The sequence below is a fragment of the Roseomonas sp. F4 genome, from assembly GCF_053891155.1.
On sequence record NZ_JBSSHK010000002.1, the window covers coordinates 698,702 to 717,609 of the forward strand.

Below are 18,908 nucleotides of genomic sequence, written 5' to 3' on the forward strand. Positions count from 1 at the left end.
ATGCGGCTGGAATATTTCCAGATGGTCGATCGCGTGGTGACGCTGGGCGCCGACCAGATCACGGTCGAAAGCCGGGTGCCGGAGGCGAGCCCGGTCTTCGAGGGCCATTTCCCCGGCTACCCCATCGTCCCCGGCGTGCTGCTGGTGGAGACGATGGCCCAGACCGCCGGATGGCTGCTGCTGTCCATCGAGAAGCTGCAACGCATGCCCTTCCTGCTGAAGGTCAACAGCGCCAATTTCCGCGGCTTCGTCGGCCCCGGCGCGCCGCTGGTGGTGGAGGCGACGCGCAGCCATGACGGGTCCGGCTACGCCGTCGCCAGCGCCCGCATCCTGTCGGAGGGCAAGCGCGTGGCCGATGCCGAGCTGACCTTCCGGATCATGGATTTCCCGGCCGAGCCGCTGCGCGAAGCCATGACCGAAACCGCTCGGCGCATTGGCTTGCCCGGACATGATGGATCGGGGCATGGCTGAGATGGTGCAGGAGCCGATCTGGATCACCGGCATCGGGCTGGTCTCCGCCGCCGGGGAAGGCCGCGCCGCCCATGCCGCGCTGCTGGCCGGCACCGCACCGCCGCCGGTCGATACCGCAAGCCACGCCCCCTTTCCGCTGCACCCTTCGCCGGTGCTGGAGCTTGACCGGCAGATCCCGAAGAAGGGCGATCAGCGGCAGATGGAGCCCTGGCAGCGCCTCGGCACCTATGCCGCGGGCCTCGCGCTCGATGATGCGGGCGCCCGCGGCCTGGTCGCGGAGATGGACCTCATCATCGCCGCCGGTGGCGGTGAGCGTGATATGGGCCTGGACGAAAGCGTGCTGGCCGCGCTCGCCAGCCTGCCCCCGGCCGAGGCCGCGACCCAGCTCAACGCTCTGCTGGCCGGCGGGCTGCGGCCGACGCTGTTCCTGGCGCAATTGTCCAACCTGCTGGCCGGCAATGTCTCCATCGTCCATGGCGTCACCGGCGCCTCCCGCACCCTGATGGGGGAGGAGCAGGCGGGGGCGGAGGCGGTGCGCATCGCCGCCGCGCGTCTCGCCGAGGGGCGGGGCCAGTCGGCTCTGGTCGGCGGTGCCTATATCGCACCGCGCTGGGACCTTCTTGTGCTGTATCACGCGGGCGGGCTGCTGCGCCGGGGCGGCTATGCGCCGGTCTTCTCCCGCACCGAGGCGCCCGGCGCCATCCCCGGTACGCTCGGCGCCTTCCTGGTGCTGGAAACCGCCGGCAGCGCCCGCGCCCGGGGCGCCAAGGGCCTCGCGCAGGTGATGGGCGTGGCCTGCGAACAGGCGCGCCGCAATGCCACCGACACCTCTGCCGCCGCGGCCAGCCGCGCGCTGGCCCGGCTGGACCTGCCGGAAGGCCCGCTGACGGTACTCTCCGGCGCCACAGGCCTCGCCGCGCCGCTGGCGGCGGAGCAGGAATTCCTCGCCGGGCTCGGTCGCGACATCACGCTGCGCGCCGCCGGCAGCCGGCTTGGCTGGGGTGTGGAGGCCAATTTCCCGGCCAGCCTCGCCCTCGGTGCGCTGATGCTGGCCGAGGGGTTGATGCCGGCGGCGTTGGAGGAGGCGGAAGCGCCGATGGCCGAACCGGCGCGCGATCTTCTGGTGACCGGCTTCGGCGCCTGGCGCGGGGAAGCGCTGGCGCATCTGCGGGCGATCCCGGCGGAGGAACAGCCGTGAGCGACCTCGACCATCTCGGCCGACCGATCGTCGCCGTCACCGGCATCGGCCTGGTCACGCCGCTCGGCTTCGGCGTTGCCGCCAACTGGACGGCGCTGCTGGCCGGCACCTCCGGCATCCGCCGCATCACCCGCTTCCCCACCGACCATCTGCGCACCACCATCGCCGGCACGGTGGACCTGCCGGAGGAGGCCGATGGCCCGCCGCTGACCGCCACGCCCCGCGTCATGCGCATGGCGGCGATGGCGGCGGAGGAAGCCCTGGCCGAGTCCGGGCTCGGGGCCGATGGCGCCTTCCCCGGCCCGCTGATGCTCGGCATGCCGCCGGTCGAGGTGGAATGGCCGCACCGCTTCGAACTCGCCCGCCGCCTGGCACCTGCGCCGGCCGTCTATCCGGCCCTGACAGAGGCCGCCACCGGTTGGACGTCGCTGTATGAGACGGCCGCCTTCGCCAGCGTCGGCGAGCATCTCGCCGCGCGTTTCGGCACCCAGGGCTCTCCCATCGCCGTCACCACCGCCTGCGCCACCGGCGCATCGGCCATCCAGCTCGGCGTCGAGGCGATCCAGCGCGGCGAGACCCAGGCGGCGCTGGCCATCGGCGCCGATGGCACGGTGCAGCCGGAGGCGCTGATCCGCTTCTCGCTGCTCTCCGCGCTGTCCACCCGCAACGAAGACCCCACTGCCGCCTCCCGCCCCTTCGAGAAGACCCGGGGCGGCTTCGTGATGAGCGAGGGCGCCGCCTGCCTGGTGCTGGAAAGCCTTTCACACGCCCGCGCGCGCGGGGCGAAGGTGCTCGGCATCCTGCGCGGCTGTGGCGAGAAGTCGGACAGTTTCCACCGCACCCGCTCCAACCCCGATGGCAGCGCGGTGATCCGCGCAATGCGCAATGCGATCGCCGATGCCGGTCTGACGCCGGAGGAGATCTCCTACGTCAACGCGCATGGCACCGGCACGCCGGAGAACGACAAGATGGAGAACCTCGCCATGCGCGCCGTCTTCGGCGAGCGGGCGCCGCCGATCTCCTCCAACAAATCCATGATCGGCCACACGCTGTCGGCCGCCGGCGCTATCGAGGCGGCTTTTAGCCTGCTGGCGATCCGCGACCAGATGCTGCCGCCCACCATCAACCATGACGAGCCGGACCCGGCGATCACGCTGGATGTGGTGCCGAACGTCGCCCGCGCCGCGAAGGTCACCCATGTGATGTCCAACAGTTTCGGGTTCGGCGGGCAGAATGTGTGCCTGGTGCTCAGCGGGGCACCAGGCTGATGCGCGCGCTGCGCCTGCATGGCGACCGCGACCTGCGGCTCGAAAACATCGAACCTCCGCCGCCGCCCGCCGAGGGCGAGGTGCAGCTGCGCATCCGCGCCGTCTCGCTGAACCACATCGACGTCTGGGGCTGGCGCGGCATGGCCTTCGCCCAGCGCACCCTGCCGCTGGCGGTGGGGGCGGAGGCGTCCGGCGAGGTGGTGGCCGTTGGCGCCGGCGTCACCGGCTGGAAGGCCGGCGACCGCGCCGTGCCCTATGGCGCCCGCACCTGCGGCCATTGCGCCGCCTGCCGCGAAGGTCGCGACAATTTCTGCGAGAACGTCTCGGGCGTCGCCGGCTTCCATATCGACGGTTTTGCGCGCGAACTGGCGAATGTGCCGGCGCGGCTGCTGGTACGGGTTCCGGAAAACGTGCCCTTCGAGGAAGCCGCCTGCGCCACCGTCACCTTCGGGACCGTCGAGCACATGCTGTTCGACAATGCGCAGCTCAAGCCCGGCGAGACCATCCTGATCCAGGCCGCGGGGTCGGGCATCGGCTCCGTCGCCATCCGCGTCGCCAAGGCGCATGGCTGCACCGTCATCGCCACGGCCGGCGATGACGAGAAATGCGCCAAGGCGCAGGCGCTCGGCGCCGACCATGTGGTGAACTACACCGACAAGAACTTTTCGACGGTCGCACGCCGGGTGACGGGCAAGCGCGGCGTCGATGTGGTGTTCGAACATGTGGGCGCGACCACCTGGGCGGGATCGCTGCTGTCGCTGCGCACGGGCGGGCGGCTGGTGACCTGCGGCAGCACCTCCGGCGTCTCGGCCGAGACGAACCTGATGATGATCTTCCAGCGCCAGCTCCGCATTTTTGGGAGTTTCGGCTGCGCCATCCGCAACGTCGGCGATGCGCTGGGCAAGATGTCGCAGGGCATCCTGCCGGTGCTGGACACGGTGGTGGCGCTGGAGCGCTTCACGGAAGGCCTGGAACGGCTGGAATCGCGCCGCGTCTTCGGCAAGATCGTGGTGAAGTTCTGATTTTTTGCCGGTTTCCATGAAGGCCTCGCTGAAACGCGCCGCGGACGAGACACTGGCCGCCCTGGTCCGGGGCGGCTTCGCACTGATTCGCGCGCTGGGGCCGGACCGCGCGGGGCGCATCGGCGCCGCCGTGGCGCGGACGCTGGGGCCGCTGACCTCGGCCAACCGCATCGCACGTGAGAACATCGACGCGGCCTTTCCCGAGAAGACCGCCGCCGAACGCGCCGCGATCCTGCGCGAGAGCTGGGAGAATCTCGGCCGCACCGCCAGCGAATATGTGCATCTCGGCGATCTCTGGGATTTCGATCCGGAGAATCCGAATACCGGCCGCATCGAGCTGGACGCCGACAGCATGGCCCGCTTCGAGCGCCTGCGGGATGACGGAAAGCCCGCCATCATCTTCGCTGCCCATCTGGCGAACTGGGAGCTGCCCGCCGTCGCCGCGCTGCGCCACGGCCTGCCGGCGGCGGCGCTCTACCGCACCCCCAACAACGCGGCCATCGCCCGCGACATCCTGGCGCTGCGCAAGGGTGTGATGGGCGCGCTGATCCCTGCCGGCCCCGCCGCACCGATCCGCATGATGGAGGCGTTGGACGAGGGGCTGCATCTCGGCATGCTGGTCGACCAGCGCTTCGGCCGTGGTCCCAAGATCCGCTTTTTCGGGCGGGAGGCGACGGCCATCCCGATCCTGGCCCGCCTCGCCCGGCGCTTCGACTGCCCGATCCACGGCGCCCGCGCCATCCGCTTGCCCGGCGGCCGCTTCCGGCTGGAACTGACGGAGGCGGTGGAACTGGTACGGGACGCGAAGGGCCTGGTCGACATCCAGGCGGCGACGCAGCAGGTGAACGACATCGTCGAGGGCTGGGTGCGCGAATATCCCGGCCAGTGGCTGTGGCAGCACCGCCGCTGGCGGATGTAGCCGTCAGGCCAGCGGCAACGTCCGGTACAGCGTCACCCGCAGCCCACCATGCGGCACCGGCGCGGTCGGCGGCAGGAAGGGCAGGCGGGTTGCCTGGGCCAGTCGGGACTCGCTGGTGACCAGGCCGACGCGCCAGCCCTTGAAGCGGGTCATCATGATCTGCCCGAACGCCGCATAGAGGCGGGACGGGTCTTTCCCCTCTCCCAGACGGCCGCCATAGGGCGGGTTGACGATCACCAGGCCGGGCGGGCCTTCCGGCGGGGTGATGTCGCTGATCGGCGCCTGGCGGAAATCGGTGAAGTCGGTCACGCCGGCGCGTTCCGCATTGGCGCGGCTCATCTCGATGGCACCGGCGTCGCGGTCGCTGCCCTGGCAGCGCGCCACCGGCACCCGCGCGCTTTTCACCGCGCGCATCTGCTGCCAGGCCGCGTCATCGAAGCTGGCTAGGCGCTGGAAGGCGAAGTCGCGCGACCGGCCGGGGTTCAGCCGCGCGGCGATCTCGGCGGCCTCGATGACGAAGGTCCCGGCGCCGCACATCGGGTCGAGCATCGGCTCCGTGCCCTCGAAGCCGCATTGCCGCAGGAACAGGGAGGCCATGGTCTCCCGCATCGGCGCCGGATTGACCGCCTGCTTGTAGCCGCGCTTGTGCAGAGGCTCGCCGGAGGTGTCGACGCTGATGGTGCATTGGTCGTTCTCGATCCGCACCATGACCAGCACGCCGTCCTCGGCCTGCTTCGCGCCCAGGGTCTCCCGGATCGCGGTCTCGATCCGCTGCGCCGCGGCGCCGGAATGGTAGATGCGGGAGGCCGCACAGGTCGCCTCGACCCGGAAAGGCACATCGGCGCGCAGCACGCTGGCCCAGTCCACCCGCCGCGCCTTCTCGTCCAACTGGGCGAGGTGCACCACCCGAAAGCTGTCGACCCGTGCCAGCACGCGCCCGGCGCCCCGAATCCAAAGGTTGGCGCGCCACACCTCCGGCCAGCCACCGGTGACGACGACGCCACCCGGCACGGCGCGGGGCTTCTTGAAGCCGCGGCCCCGCACTTCCTCGAACAGCAGGGGCTCCAGCCCCGGCGCCGTGGCGAGGAAGATGTCGAAGGTGTCGGTCATACCAATTCCCAGGGGTCGCGAACTGCGCCCGAACGGGCGCCGTGCCGGATGGCGCGGCGCCAAGCGCGCTTCGGCAGGTGCCGGCGCGTAGAGGCGGATCGGTCCCGATCCGCCAGCGTAAGTCTCACACGTTGAACCGGAACAGCAGGACGTCGCCGTCCTTCACCACATATTCCTTGCCCTCGATCCGCATCTTGCCGGCTTCCTTGGCACCCTGTTCGCCGCCGAGGCTGGTGTAGTCGTCATAGGCCGTGGTCTCGCAGGCGATGAAGCCGCGTTCGAAGTCGCCATGGATGACGCCGGCGGCGCCCGGGGCCTTGGTGCCACGGGTGATGGTCCAGGCCCGCGTCTCCTTCGGACCCACCGTGAAGTAGGTGATCAGGCCGAGCAGCTCGTAGCCGGCGCGGATGATGCGATCGAGGCCGCTATCCGCCAGGCCCAGGCTTTCCAGGAATTCGGCGCGGTCGGCCTCGGCCATCATGCTGATCTCGGCCTCGATGGCGGCGGAGACGATCACGGCCTTGGCGCCCTGCGCCTTCGCCATCTCGAAGACTTTTTGGCTGTGCGCATTGCCGGTGGCGGCGGAGGCTTCTTCGACGTTGCAGACGTACAGCACGGGCTTGCTGGTCATCAGCTGCAGCCGGCGCACCGCCTCCTCCTCCCCCTTCGGAATGGCGGTTCGGGCGGACTTGCCGGCGGTCAGCGCGGCGAGGATGGGCTCGATCAAGGCAAGCTGCGCCGAGGCTTCCTTGTCGCCGCCACGGGCGCGCTTGTTGAGGCTGTAGGCGCGCTTTTCCAGGCTGTCGAGGTCGGCGAGCATCAGCTCGGTCTCGACGGTCTCGGCATCCCGAACCGGGTCGACATTGCCCTCGACATGGGTGACGTCGTCATCCTCGAAACAACGCAGCACATGGACGATGGCGTCCACCTCCCGGATATTGGCCAGGAACTGGTTGCCCAGGCCTTCACCCTTGGAGGCGCCGCGCACCAGGCCGGCGATGTCGACGAATTCCAGGCTGGTCGGCACGATCTTCTGGGATTTTCCGACTTTCGCCAGCACCGCCAGGCGCGGGTCGGGCACGGCGACGCGGCCGACATTCGGCTCGATCGTGCAGAAGGGGTAGTTCGCCGCCTGGGCGCTGGCGGTGGCCGTCAGCGCATTGAAAAGCGTGGACTTGCCAACATTGGGCAGGCCGACGATGCCGCAGTTGAAACCCATGGGAAGTATCCGTTCAGCTGGAAGCGGCGTCGAGCAACGCGCAGAGGTCGTTGGCAAGCGTGGAGGCGGCGATGCGGGCGGCCGCGTCATCCGTTCGGAAATCCAGCGCGGCGCTGCGCAGGAAGGGGGCGAGGGTGGCGGGCGGCAGGCCCACCTTCTTGGCGGCCTCCGCGATGCGGGCGGCCTGTTCGGCCGGCGCGCGGGATTCGGCCAGCAGGGCGGCGGCATCCAATGCGAGAGCTGCGCGCAGCGCGGCCTCACCGGCCGTGTGCAGCACCATGCGCTGGCGACGGATGTCGGAGACAGGCTCCCCGCCAGCGACGCCGGGCGGGTTGGGCATGGCGACGCTGCGCAGCGATGCGGCGGCATTGGCCAGGCCCTGCGCTTCCCGGATCAGCCCGGCGGCGAGCGCGGCGGCGCCATTGGCGAAATCCTCGGGGCCCGGGCCGCCGAAATCGCCATCGAACACGCTGTCCTCGTCCAATCCGCTCATCGGGTCATCCTTCCTGGGTCAGCAATGCGACGCGCGTCATGAAGGCCTCATGCTGGCCCTGCGCCAGCAGTGGCGCCGCATCCGCCACGGCGTCCAGCAACGGTTCCACCCAGGTCTCGACCTTGGCGAAGTTGCCCAGCACATGGCCGGTCACGCGATCCTTGTGGCCAGGATGCCCGATGCCGAGACGGACACGCCAGAAATCCGCATTGCCGAAGGCACGCTGCATGTCGCGCAGGCCGTTATGGCCGGCGGTGCCGCCGCCCTTCTTCACCTTCAGCTTGCCGGGCGCCAGGTCCAGTTCGTCATGGAAGGCCCAGATATCGGGCGTGCCGAGCTTCAGGAAGGCGGCGGCCTGCTGCACGGCGTCGCCACTGGCATTCATGTAGGTCTCGGGCTTCAGCGCCAGGATCTTCTGGCCGCCGAGATTGCCCTCCGCGACCAGACCCTTGAAGCGCTTGCGCCAGGCGGTGAAGCCGTGGCGACGGGCGATGGCATCCAGCGCCATGAAGCCGATGTTGTGGCGCTGCCGCGCATGTTCCTGCCCCGGATTGCCGAGGCCGACCCAAAGCAGCGCCACCGCAACGGACCCCTTTTTTCAGATGGAGCGTGGTGGGGGCCATACGGGTGCCTGAACCCACGCATGGCCGTCCTGGCCCCCCTCACCAACCCTCTCCCCCGTCGGGGGGAGAGGGCTTGATTTGAAAAGACTACTTCTTCTTGGCGGGCGCGGCCGGGGCGGCGGCGGCCGGCTTGGCAGCAGCCTTGGCCGGCGCCTTGCCCTTGCCCTTCACCGGCTCCGGCGCGGCGACCACGACGGGTGCCAGGCTTTCATCGATGGTCGGGGCGGCGATCGAGGCGATCATGAAGTCGCGGCCGGCGATGCCGGGGCGCGCACCCTGATGGTCCTTGATGGCCGACCAGCGCAGGCCGTCGCCGATCTTGGCCTCGGCCAGGTCGATCTCGAACTGGTCCGGCACCTTGTCGGTCTCGGCCAGAACCTCGACCTCGCGGCGGACCACGTTCAGCACGCCACCGGCCTTGATGCCGACCGAGGTGTCCTCGTTCAGGAACATCACGGGCACGCGGACGCGGATACGCGCACCGGGGGCCACGCGCTGAAAGTCGATATGGATGGGGCGATCCGTCACCGGGTGGAACTGCACCTCGCGCATGATGGTGCGCTCGGTCGGGCCGTCCTTCACCGCAACCTCATAGAGGTGCGACTGCCAGCCACCCTTGGTGAGTTCCTTCATGATGTCGCGCGGGTCGAAGGCCACCAGCGTCGCCGCCTGCTTCGCACCATACACCACACCGGGGACCAGCCCCTCCCGCCGGGTCGCGCGCGCTGCCCCCTTACCTGCATCTGCGCGCGCCACGGCTTCGATCCGCACTGTCTGGACCATTGCCAGGCTCCTTCACATGAATATTGCGCCCACAGCCGGTTTTCGCCGGGGCGGGCGCAAAGAAAATGCGCCGGCCTCCAGGGGTGCCGACGCAGCGGGGACGCCTAGCCGATGCAGGGGGCGGAAGCAAGGGCGAAGGGGGTTTTCCGCCCCTTCGCCCTGGCTTGTCAGCTAGTCTGCTGGATCGCTGACAGGCGCCAGGCCTCGCCCGGGAAGCGGGTATAGGTCAGCAGTTCCGTGACCACCTGCGGCTCGGTCGGATGGCCCTCGACCACCTTGCCGGAGGCATCCGTGGTCACGTCCACGATGGAGTAGCGCATCGCCACGGTGGCGTAATGCTGGCCATTTTCCTGCCAGGCCTCGGACAGGTCACCGGACAGAAGCTTCGTGCCGCTGGTGGCATTGGTCCAGCCGCGGGCACGCAGGTCCTTCAGGTCGTTGGCGAAGTAGTTGGTCATCTCCGGGGTGGAGAGACGGCGCAGCGCCTCCAGGTCCTGGCGGGTCCAGGCATCGTTCACCGCATGAAGATTCTGCTCGAAGGCCTGATAATCGGCCTCGCCGATCTGCAGCGGCAGGGTGGCCACCTCAGGCTCCGCAGCGGCCGGCATCGGGCCACGCGGCGCGCCCATGGCGCCACCGGTCATCGGCCGCGGGCCGACGCCCTGCTGCATGTCGCGGGCATAGGCATTCGGCGGGCCACCGGCGGTCGCTTCCCGGCGGCCGCGGATCATGCGCATCACCAGCCAGATCACGCCGCCGATCAGCGCCACCTGCAGCAGCAGGCCGAGGATGGAGGCGAAGCCGCCCAGGCCGCCGAACAGGCCGGCGCCAAGGAACATGCCGAACAGGCCGGCGCCCAGCAGGCCGCCCATCAACCCACCCCGCATGCCGGTGCGCGCGGCGGCAGTCCCGGCCGCGGCGGTGCCAGCCGCGGCGGCGCCTGCGGTCGCCGCGGGCGGCGCCGCCTGGGTGCGCTGCATCTGTGTGGCGCCGCCCGGCGCGGTGCTGGTCGGAGGCGGTGCCTGGTAGGTGCGGGTGCCACGGCTGCCGGACGAGAATCCGCCACCCCGGCGCGCTTCCGCGAGGGCAGGGGCGAGCGCCAGCGCCACGACGGCGAAGGCGGCGAGGATGGATGCTTTGCGGCGCATGGTAGGGTCCGTGGCTCCGGTCTGGGTTTCCTGTTTGTAATATAGGATGGGTCAGACGGAATTGCGATGGCTGGGCGCGGTGCCGTTCAATCGCCCTGCGGCAGGTCCAGTGCTAGCAGCAGCCCGCCCAGTGGCGCCGCCTCGATCCGCAACCGACCCTGATGCAGCTCCGCAATGCGCTGCGCCACGGCGATGCCAAGGCCGGAGCCTTGCAGCCCCCGCACCAGCCAGGCGGAGGGGGCGAGGGGCGCGCGCAAATCGGCCAGCGCGGCTTCGCCCATCTCCAGCGTCGGGCAGATCAGGCTGATGCTGGCCAGCTGCGCGTCCGCCGTCGCCTCGATGCTGATATGGGCGTCCCGCGGCGCCAGCCGTGCGATCTCCCGCAGCCCGCAGGCCAAGGCCTCCGCCGCCAGGGACGGATCGGCGCGAAAGCCGGGCAGCGTCTTCATCTCCGACGTGCTGGTCTGAATCCGCAGCCGTTCCAGCACCGGGGCGGCGAGGGCGAGGGCGGAGTCGACGAGGCGTCCTGGCGCCACGGGCCGCACCACCATGCGGCGCGCCATGTCGTCCAGCCGGGCGAAAAGTGTCGCATCTTCCAGGAGCGTCAGCAGGTGGTCGGAGGCCGCTTCGACATCGCGCAGCCAGTCCAGCCGCGCGGCGCCCGGCCCTCCGGCCTCAGCCTCCGCCCGCAACAGGCCGGTGAATCCGGAGACGATGCCGATCGGTGTGCGGAATTCATGGTTCATCGCCGCCAGGAAGCCGGTTTTGGCCTGCGCCGCCGCCTCGGCCGCGGCCAGCGCCAGGCGGGCCTCTGCCTCCGCCTGCTCGGCCCTCCGCCGCGCCGCCACCAGGCCCTCCTCGTATCGCCGATAGACGGTGGCGTTGAACAGCGAGGTATGCACGACGGATCCGCCACCGGGGCCGTCCGGCAGCAATTGGGAATGGGCGAGCACCGACAGGCGCTGGCCGCCGGCGCAGGCCAGTTCCAGTGCCACGGCCTCCACCGCCCCACCGGCGCGTAGCCGAGGTGTGTGGCGGGTCTCGTGCATGATCCGGCCGGGTGGGGTCAGCAGGTCCCGGAAGCGTCCGGAGAGTGCGACAGGCTCCCAGGCCCCAAGCCAGCGCCGCAGGGTGCGGTTGGCGCTCAGCACGACACCATCCTGGATCCGCCAGGACAGATAGCCACAGGGCGCGTCCTCGTAGAAATGCTGCAGAGCGTCGGCCTGTATCTCCTGCGGCAAGGTCACCTCCGCTCGGGCCGGACAAGGTCCGCCAGGAAGGCCTGGATGGTGGCGGCCGTCTCCGCCGGGGCCGAGAGATGCGGGCAATGGCCGGAGACGGCCAGTGTTTCCAGCGTGCCATTGGGCAACTGGTTGCGCACGAAGGCCCCGACGCTGGGCGGGGCGATGGAATCATCGGCGCATTGCACCACCAGCGTCCGCGTCCGCACCCGGGCGAGGTCCGCGCGGTTGTCCGCGGTGAAGGTGGCGCGGGCGAAGCCGAGCGCCACGGCGGGGTCCAACCGACAGAAGCGCGCCTCCAGCTCTTCCGCCAGTTCCGGCCTGTCGGGATTGCCCATGATGGTGGGTGCCATGGCGGCGGCCCAACCCTCCTGGTCAGCCTGCAGCAGCGCGAGCAGGGATTCGATATCCTCGGCGGTGAAGCCGCCGACATAGTCGCCATCGTTGATGTAGCGGGGGGAGGGGGTCAGCAGCACCAGCCGGGCAAAGCATTCCGGCGCCCTGGCCGCGGCGAGGACGCCGATGCTCGCGCTGACGGAATGGCCGACGAAGACCAGCGGTTCCGGCCCCAGGGCCCGGCAGATCGCCAAGACATCCTCGGCATAGCCATCCAGCGCCGCATGGCGGCGAGGGTCATAGGCGGCGACGGCCCCGCCGGCGCCGACATGGTCGAACAGCACCACCTCGAAATCACCTGCCAGCAATGGCGCGACCAGCCGCCAGATGGACTGGTCGCAGCCATAGCCATGGGCGAGGAGGATGCGCAGTGGTCCATGGCCCAGGCGCCTGACATTGTGGAGAGCCAGGAATCGGTCGGAATGCAACCAGGAAAACTCCAAAGACGGACATATGCGCACCTTTCTGACGCCAAACGCTTAACATTGCGCCGCCGCCCGATCATCACGACGCGCGCGCCTCACGCGAGCATGTGATGCGTTCCTCGGGTGCCGGGCCATCAAGCGGGCGGTGAGTCCTGCGTCGGTCGCAGTCTGGACCTCGTCGGACCGCGGGGCTGCGTGGGTTCACAATTGCCGTCGTGGCGTGGATGATCCCGGCCTGACCCTCGCCCGTTGGCCTGGGCAAAGGCGGGAATCACCGCGCCGGGGGGATGTCCGAAAGCATGCGACGCGGCCAGGCCTGGAATCTGCTGCTGGTCGCGCTCAGCGCCATGTTCCTGCAACAGACCTGCGCGGCGCTCGGCCGAAACCTGATCTCGGTCATCGCGCCCGCCATCCTGCTGGACCTCGCACTCGATCCGGCCTGGCTGGGTGTCTATGTCGGAATCGGCGCGGCGGGGTCGCTGCTGTTCCAGCTAGGCTGCGGCAGCTTCATCATCCGCCACGGCGCCTTGCGAGTCAGTCAGGTGGCGCTGCTGATGCTGGCGGCGGGGCTGGTGGTGGCGACGGATGGCGCCTTGGTCTTCTTCGCCTTGTCCGCACTGATCGGCGCCGGAGGGGCGGCGGTCTCGACCCCCGCCAGTTCGCACCTGCTCGGCCGCTATTCCCCGCCGCGCTACGCGCCGCTGGTTTTCTCCATCAAGCAGACGGCGGTGCCGGCAGGACTGCTGCTGGCTGGGCTGCTGGGTCCGTTATTGACTGGCTGGTGGGGCTGGCGCGGCGCGCTGTTGACCTCCGCTGCCGCCTGCCTGGTGCTGGCGGTGGTACTGCAACCCCTCCGGGCGCAGTTCGATGAAGACCGGGTGCCGTCGCGGAGCTTCCGCCTCTCGGACTTCCACACCACGCTGGCGGTGGTGATGCGCGACCGCGCACTGTTCAAGCTCGCTTTGGCCTGCTTCGTCTTCAACGGCATGCAGACGGTCTTCATGTCCTACTTCGTGGTCTATCTGACCTCGCTGGGACATGAACTGGCCGTGGCCGGCATGGTCTTCTCGGTGGCGACGCTGGTCGCGGTGCCGGGCCGGATCCTCTGGGGTTGGGCTGGCAGCGTCTTGACCAGTCCTCGTGTGGTGATGGGGCTGTTGGCGCTGGGCATGGCGGTCAGCTTCCTGTTCGCTGGCCTGTCCGGGCCGGGCTGGCCGCTTCTGTCTTTGGGCCTGGTCGGGCTGGGATTGAGCGCAACGGCGCTGTCATGGAACGGGGTGCTGCTGGCGGAGGCGGCGCGGCTGGCGCCGGAAGGGATGCGCGGCGCGGCCACGGGCGGCGTGCTGTCCTTCGGCCAGCTTGGCGCGCTGCTGATGCCGCTGGCCTTCGCCGCGGCGCTCGGGCTGAGCGGGGGTTATGTGCTCGGATACCTGCTTTGCGCGCTGCCTTCGCTGGCTTGTGGTCTGATGCTGCTGCGTGGTGGGTTGCGGGAACGACCAGACAGCGTGTGAGGTCCACAAGGTTCGTCGTGCAGCCTTCGACGCCATCCATGACCGAGCTCGCCGCTCAAACCCACGGCACAATCCAGATCAAGTTTTAGTGGGTTTTGATCTCCGACTCGGCATCGCGACGTCCGATGGTGGGGTGAGTGGCAGAGGCGATTCCGCTGCCGCCACATATCCTGGTCTTGGACGCCGGTGCGGAACACTACGAGAGGCTGTAGCTGCGGCAGCCGGGCCAGTTTCTGCACGATACGTCAGTGCTGGTCGGCGCTTTCCTGAACCACGTCACGCCACGTGACCTGTGCGGCGGAACCGCCGGTGCCGCCGCCCGCAGCCGCAACAGGGCGGCCGTTAGCCATGCCCTAACCTGTCATCGTTACATTCGCCCACTGCGGGGCAGGAGGCCCAGACCACGTATCGCGACGCATCGGCATAGCCGCCTGCGTTGCGCAGCCACAGGGGCACTGCATGAGGATCGCGATCTGCGTCAAGAAGGACATTCATGGCCTTCTGGCGGCCCGTATCCTCGCCGCCCGGCTCGGCTTCGCCAATCTTCGCTTCTTCTGCAGCGTGAAGACGCGACAGGCGGAAGATGACGTTCCCGCGCTGCGTCTGATGAAGCTGCTGGAACGCGACGTGGCCATCGACGCACTGGCGATGATGGAGCCGCCGACATCGGGTTTGCCGCACACCGATGAATGGATTCCGCTGCACGACATGCGCGCCGAGGGCGGTGCTGCAACCTTGCTGTCCTTCCGGCCGGATATCGTCATCTCCGCACGCTTCAGCCTGATCTTTCCGCAGCGCGTGATCGATGCGGTGGCTTGCGGCATCATCAACGTCCATCCCGGCGCGCTGCCCGGCTATCGCGGCCTGTTCGCGCCCTTCTGGCAGGTGCTGCGCGGCGAGCGTGAGCTGGGTTGCACCGTGCATATGGTGGACAGGGGCATCGATACAGGGCCGATCCTCGGCGTGTCGCGCGTGCCCTTCGATGCGACGCGTTCGCTGATGTGGCACACGGCGGGCCTGTACAGCGGCGGCGTTGCCATCGCCGCCGCCGCCGCCGCCACGCTGGCCCGCGGTGGGCAGCCCGCCGGCACGCCACAGCCTGCCGGCGGCGCCTATTTCCGCTTCCCGACCGCGGCGGATTTCGCCGCCCTGCCGGTGCCAATCGTCAGCGCGCGCGACTACGCGCAGGTGCTGGAGAATGCCTTCACCCCCGTCTCGCCGGAGCTGTCCGCCCTGCCCATGGCGGGACTGGCGCAGAGGCAGGCAGCGTGAAGGGCGAACTCTCCTTCGCCACGCGCCTGACCGGCGTGCTGGCCACGATGCTGCTGCTGGGCTGCGGCCTGGCGGCGGGGCTGAACTACCTGAAATTCGAGCGCATGCTGCTGGAGCAGCAGGCCCGCGTGCTGGAAATTCTGGCGGGCGAGTTGGGCAGCACGGTGGAGAACAGCTTGGCCCTCGGCGTGCGCTTGGCCGGCGTGCCCGGCGCGCAGGCGCTGCTGGAGCGAAGCCGCGCGGCGGAACCGCTGATCGCCGGGCTCAGCATCGCCGATGCGGACCAGATCGTGCTGTTCGACACGGACCGGCAGAACATGGGATCCGCCTTGCCGCGCGAACATGTGGCCGCCGCGGGCAATGCCGGAACCTGGCGTTTCCGCGACGGGCCGCGCTACGGCATCGGCGCGCCGATCATCAATGGCTTCGGCCAGCAGGAAGGCGCGATCCTGCTGCGCTACGAACGCTCCGCGGTGGATGAGCGTCTGGCCGCGGCGCTGCTGGCCATGATGCAGGCGACGCTGCTGGCGCTGGCCATCGCCATTCCGGCCGGCGCCATCGGCCTGCATCTGGTGACGCGCCATACGCGGCGCTGGTTCGCCGCGATGCAGGAGGCAATGCAGCCCGGCGCACCGCCAGCCGCCCTCGCCGCCGGATTGCAGGTTGCGATCGCCCATACCGATGCCGTGCTGACCGAGGCGGAGGCGAAGCTGGAGCAGATCGCGGCACAGCTGCCGGAGGCTGAACCGCCGGCAGAGCATCCCAGCCAGCAGCCAATGGAGGCCACCGCGCCATGACGCCGGATCGTCGCCTGGTGGCCCGCGTCGTCGCGGTGGCCGTGCTGCTGCTGACCCTCGCGGTCGGCTTCGTCTCCCACACCGCGCTGCGCAGCTTCGAGGCGGAGCTGCGGCCGGAGCTGGAGCGCGAGGCCACCATCGTCGGCAGCATCGGCGCCCGCACGCTGCAGCGTGCGCTCGATCTCGGCGTGCCCTTCAATGGGCTGTCGGGGCTGGATGAATACCTGGCCAGCCTGCTCGCGGCACGACAGGGACTTGCCTATGTGCTGCTGACCGATGCCGCGGGACAACAGGTGGCCAGCGCCGGCCAGGCTTCGGCGGAATTCGCCGGCATCGCGGCCGGCACCGCGCCGCCTGAGCGCGGCGCGCTGATGCGCCTGCTGGGCGGCAGCTACGATGCGGCGCTGCCGGTGCTGGAATCGGGGCGGGTGGCAGGCTGGCTGCATGTCGGCATCGCCCGCGCACGTCTCGATACCGCGCTGGACGACATGCGCTGGGATGTGCTGATCGTTCTGCTTGTGGTGCTGCTGGCCACCACGGAGTTCCTGCGTTTCGTGCTGTCCCGCACCGTGGCGGCGCCCATCGGCATGGTGCTGCGTCTGCAGCAGCGGTTGGCCGCTGGCGATTGGACGCTGCGCGCACCGGGCGACATGGGCGCGGAGGCCGGGCGCGTGGCGCGGCATCTGAACGTGCTGGTGCGCCGGATGAATGACCGCTGGGACCGGCTGTGCTGGATGGCGGCGCAATCCAGCGCCGCCCAGGGCGCGACGGCCGTGCTGGATGCGGTGCGTGAACGCCTTCGCTTCGGCGTGGCGGCCGTGCAGGAGGGGCTCGGCGCGGGTGCGGCTTCCGCCCGCCTGCCGCTGTTTCTGTTCGTCTTCGCGGAACAGCTCTCCACCTCCTTCAACCCGATCTTCGCCATGGAACTATCCGGCGGGCAGGGCGGCATCATGGGCGCGGCGCTGCCTATCGTCGCCTTTGTCGCGGCGGTCGCTCTGTTCACGCCCTTCGGCGGCGCCATCGTGGCGCGGCATGGCCCGCGCGATGCGCTGTTGCTCGGGCTGCTGCCGGCGGCGCTCGGCCATGTCGGCGCGGCACTGGCCACGGACCTGACCACCTTCGCCATCGCGCGCGCGGTTTGCGGGGCCGGCTATGCCATCGTCACCATCGCCTGCCAGGTGCATCTGGCGCAGGAAGCGCCACAGGGGCGCGTGGCGCGCAGCCTGGGCGGCTTCACCGCGGCGGTGATGACGGGGGCTGTCTGCGGCACTGCCATCGGCGCGGTGCTGGCGGACCGTGTCGGCTTCCGCCTCACCTTCGGCCTGTCCATGCTGCTGGTGGCCGGCACCGCACTGCTGGTCTGGCGTGCCTTCACCGCCGGTGGTGCCACAGAACAGAAGCCGATGGGCCTGTGGCGCAGCGCGCGTGCCGCCTTCGCGGAGCCGCGCTTCGCCCTGTTGGTGCTGTTCGCCGCCATCCCGGCGAAGGTGCTGCTGGGCGGCTTCATCTTCTTCCTGGCGCCGCTTGAACTGCGCGAGCTGGGGCTGAGCCAGGCCGCGATCGGCCGCAACGTGATGCTGTACGGGCTGTGCATGCTGCCGGCGATCCTCGTCGGTGCCTGGCTGACCGATCGCAGCGGGCGCGGCGGCCTGATCATCGCGGCCGCCGGCGTGCTCAACGGCGCGGCCCTGCTGCTGCCGCTGTGGCTGGACCGGGAGACGGCGCTGCCGCTGGCGATCATCGGCACCGGCTTGGCCCAGGGCCTGGCCGCCGCGCCGATGCTGGCGATCATTCCCGGGCTGAGCCTGATGCGCGGCGCGCCGAATTCCGCGGCCATGCTCAGCTTCCTGCGCCTGGCCGAACGCTTCGGCAGCGTCATCGGCCCGCCCGCCGCGGCGGCGCTGCTGGCGCTCGGCACCGGGCAGGAAACCATGCTGGCGCTCGGCGTGCTCTCGCTCGCAACCGCCCTGGGTTATGCGCTGTCGCTGGCCTTCCAGCGTCTGCGCCAGAAGGAGGCCGCGTGATGCTGCATCGGCGACATCTGCTGGCGGCACCTGCCTTGCTGCTGGCGCGACCGGACGCGGCACAGGCCCAGCCGCGCCCCTTCCGCATCGTGATGCTGCTGTTCCGCGGCTGGGAGGAGGCCTGCGACGGCTTCCGGGACCATTTCGCCGCGCGCCGCATCCCGGTGGAGCTGATCGTGCGCGACATCGCCGAGGACCTGCGCCGCGTGCCGGGACTGGTGGCGGAGATCCGGGAGCTGAAGCCGGACCTCGTCTATGTCTGGGGCACCTCGCTGGCCATCGCGGCACTCGGGCCGTGGGATGCGCCCGATCCGGTACGGCACATCACCGGCGTGCCGGTGGTGTTCAACATCGTCACCGATCCCGTCGGCAACCGTATCGTCCAGTCGCGAGAGGCTCCGGGCCGTGCGGTGACGGGCACGGAGTACATCGCGCCGGTCGAGGTGCAGATGCGGGCGATGGCGCGCTACCGCGCCTTCCGCCGCGTCGCCACCACCTTCAATCCGAATGAGCGCAATTCGCTGTCCGTGGTGGCGCAGATGCGCGGGCTGCTGGGCGATGGTGTGCTGGAATTCCCGGTGGCGCTGGATTCCGCGCGCCGGCCGGACCCGGATTCGATCCCGGAGCTGGTGGCGCAGGCGCGCCGCGCCGGCGCGGAGTGGTTGTATATTCCGCCCGACACCTTCCTGAACAACCACCGCGCGGTGCTGACCGCCGCGGCGCTGGAGGAGGGCCTGCCCTGCTTCTCCGCCAGTGAGCGCTTCGTGCAATTCGCCGAAGGCCTCGCCGGGCTGGTCAGCCGCTACTACAGCGTTGGCGCCTTCACCGGCTTCAAGGCGGAGCAGATCCTGCGCGGCGGCCGTGCGCCGGAGACGATTCCGGTGGAGACGCTGACGCGCATGTCCTTCCTGATCCGCATGGAAAGCGCGCGGCGCCTGCAGATCTTCCCGCCCGTCGGGCTGCTGCGCGTTGCGGAGACCGTCTGAGC

The 18,908-nt window shown here is 69.9% G+C and carries 18 protein-coding genes; 10 read left to right on the forward strand and 8 right to left on the reverse strand.

Going from position 1 to position 18,908, the window contains the following annotated elements:
• Genes ACVFYP_RS10720 through ACVFYP_RS10740 form a run of 5 tightly spaced genes read left to right on the forward strand, consistent with a single transcriptional unit; the run spans position 1 to position 4,878 of the window.
• Positions 1 to 471 (forward strand): 3-hydroxyacyl-ACP dehydratase FabZ family protein, encoded by a 471-nt coding sequence (locus ACVFYP_RS10720; protein WP_499200166.1) that lies wholly within the window; start codon positions 1 to 3, stop codon positions 469 to 471.
• Positions 464 to 1,669 (forward strand): beta-ketoacyl-ACP synthase, encoded by a 1,206-nt coding sequence (locus ACVFYP_RS10725; protein ID WP_499200167.1) that lies wholly within the window; start codon positions 464 to 466, stop codon positions 1,667 to 1,669. The genes ACVFYP_RS10720 and ACVFYP_RS10725 overlap by 8 nt, the downstream gene beginning before the upstream one ends.
• Positions 1,666 to 2,937, forward strand: a complete 1,272-nt coding sequence (locus ACVFYP_RS10730) for a beta-ketoacyl-ACP synthase (RefSeq protein WP_499200168.1) — start codon at positions 1,666 to 1,668, stop codon at positions 2,935 to 2,937. Before ACVFYP_RS10725 ends, ACVFYP_RS10730 begins: the two co-directional genes overlap by 4 nt.
• The gene (locus tag ACVFYP_RS10735) at positions 2,937 to 3,959 is read left to right on the forward strand and encodes a zinc-binding dehydrogenase (protein WP_499200169.1); all 1,023 of its coding nucleotides are present in this window, start codon (positions 2,937 to 2,939) and stop codon (positions 3,957 to 3,959) included. The genes ACVFYP_RS10730 and ACVFYP_RS10735 overlap by 1 nt, the downstream gene beginning before the upstream one ends.
• Positions 3,960 to 3,975: 16 nt before the next feature.
• Positions 3,976 to 4,878, forward strand: a complete 903-nt coding sequence (locus ACVFYP_RS10740) for a lipid A biosynthesis lauroyl acyltransferase (protein WP_499200170.1) — start codon at positions 3,976 to 3,978, stop codon at positions 4,876 to 4,878.
• A 3-nt stretch (positions 4,879 to 4,881) separates the two neighbouring features.
• Here ACVFYP_RS10740 and ACVFYP_RS10745 read toward each other — a convergent pair whose 3' ends face one another.
• The 8 genes from ACVFYP_RS10745 to ACVFYP_RS10780 form a co-directional block, all read right to left on the reverse strand.
• Entirely contained in the window at positions 4,882 to 5,988 is a 1,107-nt protein-coding gene (locus ACVFYP_RS10745) for a THUMP domain-containing class I SAM-dependent RNA methyltransferase (RefSeq protein WP_499200171.1), read from the reverse strand.
• A 124-nt stretch (positions 5,989 to 6,112) separates the two neighbouring features.
• A complete protein-coding gene (ychF, locus tag ACVFYP_RS10750) occupies positions 6,113 to 7,207 on the reverse strand; it encodes a redox-regulated ATPase YchF (protein ID WP_499200172.1) in 1,095 nt (364 codons plus the stop codon).
• Between the two features lie 13 nt (positions 7,208 to 7,220).
• Positions 7,221 to 7,700 (reverse strand): hypothetical protein, encoded by a 480-nt coding sequence (locus tag ACVFYP_RS10755; RefSeq protein ID WP_499200173.1) that lies wholly within the window; start codon positions 7,698 to 7,700, stop codon positions 7,221 to 7,223.
• Positions 7,701 to 7,704: 4 nt separating this feature from the next.
• Positions 7,705 to 8,274, reverse strand: a complete 570-nt coding sequence (gene pth, locus ACVFYP_RS10760) for an aminoacyl-tRNA hydrolase (RefSeq protein WP_499200472.1) — start codon at positions 8,272 to 8,274, stop codon at positions 7,705 to 7,707.
• A gap of 136 nt (positions 8,275 to 8,410) precedes the next feature.
• Positions 8,411 to 9,106, reverse strand: a complete 696-nt coding sequence (locus tag ACVFYP_RS10765; RefSeq protein WP_499200174.1) for a 50S ribosomal protein L25/general stress protein Ctc — start codon at positions 9,104 to 9,106, stop codon at positions 8,411 to 8,413.
• Positions 9,107 to 9,273: 167 nt separating this feature from the next.
• Positions 9,274 to 10,254, reverse strand: a complete 981-nt coding sequence (locus ACVFYP_RS10770; protein WP_499200175.1) for a Tim44 domain-containing protein — start codon at positions 10,252 to 10,254, stop codon at positions 9,274 to 9,276.
• Positions 10,255 to 10,340: 86 nt separating this feature from the next.
• A complete protein-coding gene (locus tag ACVFYP_RS10775) occupies positions 10,341 to 11,495 on the reverse strand; it encodes a sensor histidine kinase (RefSeq protein ID WP_499200176.1) in 1,155 nt (384 codons plus the stop codon).
• Positions 11,496 to 11,497: 2 nt separating this feature from the next.
• Positions 11,498 to 12,319: an alpha/beta fold hydrolase gene (locus ACVFYP_RS10780; RefSeq protein ID WP_499200177.1), complete on the reverse strand. Its 822-nt coding sequence runs from the start codon at positions 12,317 to 12,319 to the stop codon at positions 11,498 to 11,500.
• A 296-nt stretch (positions 12,320 to 12,615) separates the two neighbouring features.
• Here ACVFYP_RS10780 and ACVFYP_RS10785 point away from each other — a divergent pair, with 296 nt between their 5' ends.
• The 5 genes from ACVFYP_RS10785 to ACVFYP_RS10805 all read left to right on the forward strand — a co-directional run bounded on the left by ACVFYP_RS10785 (position 12,616) and on the right by ACVFYP_RS10805 (position 18,906).
• Positions 12,616 to 13,827, forward strand: coding sequence for an MFS transporter (locus ACVFYP_RS10785; RefSeq protein WP_499200178.1), 1,212 nt, complete (start codon positions 12,616 to 12,618; stop codon positions 13,825 to 13,827).
• Between the two features lie 459 nt (positions 13,828 to 14,286).
• Complete coding sequence (locus ACVFYP_RS10790; RefSeq protein ID WP_499200179.1) at positions 14,287 to 15,099, forward strand: formyltransferase family protein; 813 nt, start codon at positions 14,287 to 14,289, stop codon at positions 15,097 to 15,099.
• Positions 15,096 to 15,896, forward strand: a complete 801-nt coding sequence (locus tag ACVFYP_RS10795) for a hypothetical protein (protein WP_499200180.1) — start codon at positions 15,096 to 15,098, stop codon at positions 15,894 to 15,896. Before ACVFYP_RS10790 ends, ACVFYP_RS10795 begins: the two co-directional genes overlap by 4 nt.
• The gene (locus tag ACVFYP_RS10800; RefSeq protein ID WP_499200181.1) at positions 15,893 to 17,920 is read left to right on the forward strand and encodes an MFS transporter; all 2,028 of its coding nucleotides are present in this window, start codon (positions 15,893 to 15,895) and stop codon (positions 17,918 to 17,920) included. The genes ACVFYP_RS10795 and ACVFYP_RS10800 overlap by 4 nt, the downstream gene beginning before the upstream one ends.
• Positions 17,920 to 18,906: an ABC transporter substrate-binding protein gene (locus ACVFYP_RS10805; protein WP_499200182.1), complete on the forward strand. Its 987-nt coding sequence runs from the start codon at positions 17,920 to 17,922 to the stop codon at positions 18,904 to 18,906. Before ACVFYP_RS10800 ends, ACVFYP_RS10805 begins: the two co-directional genes overlap by 1 nt.
• Positions 18,907 to 18,908: the final 2 nt, after the last annotated feature.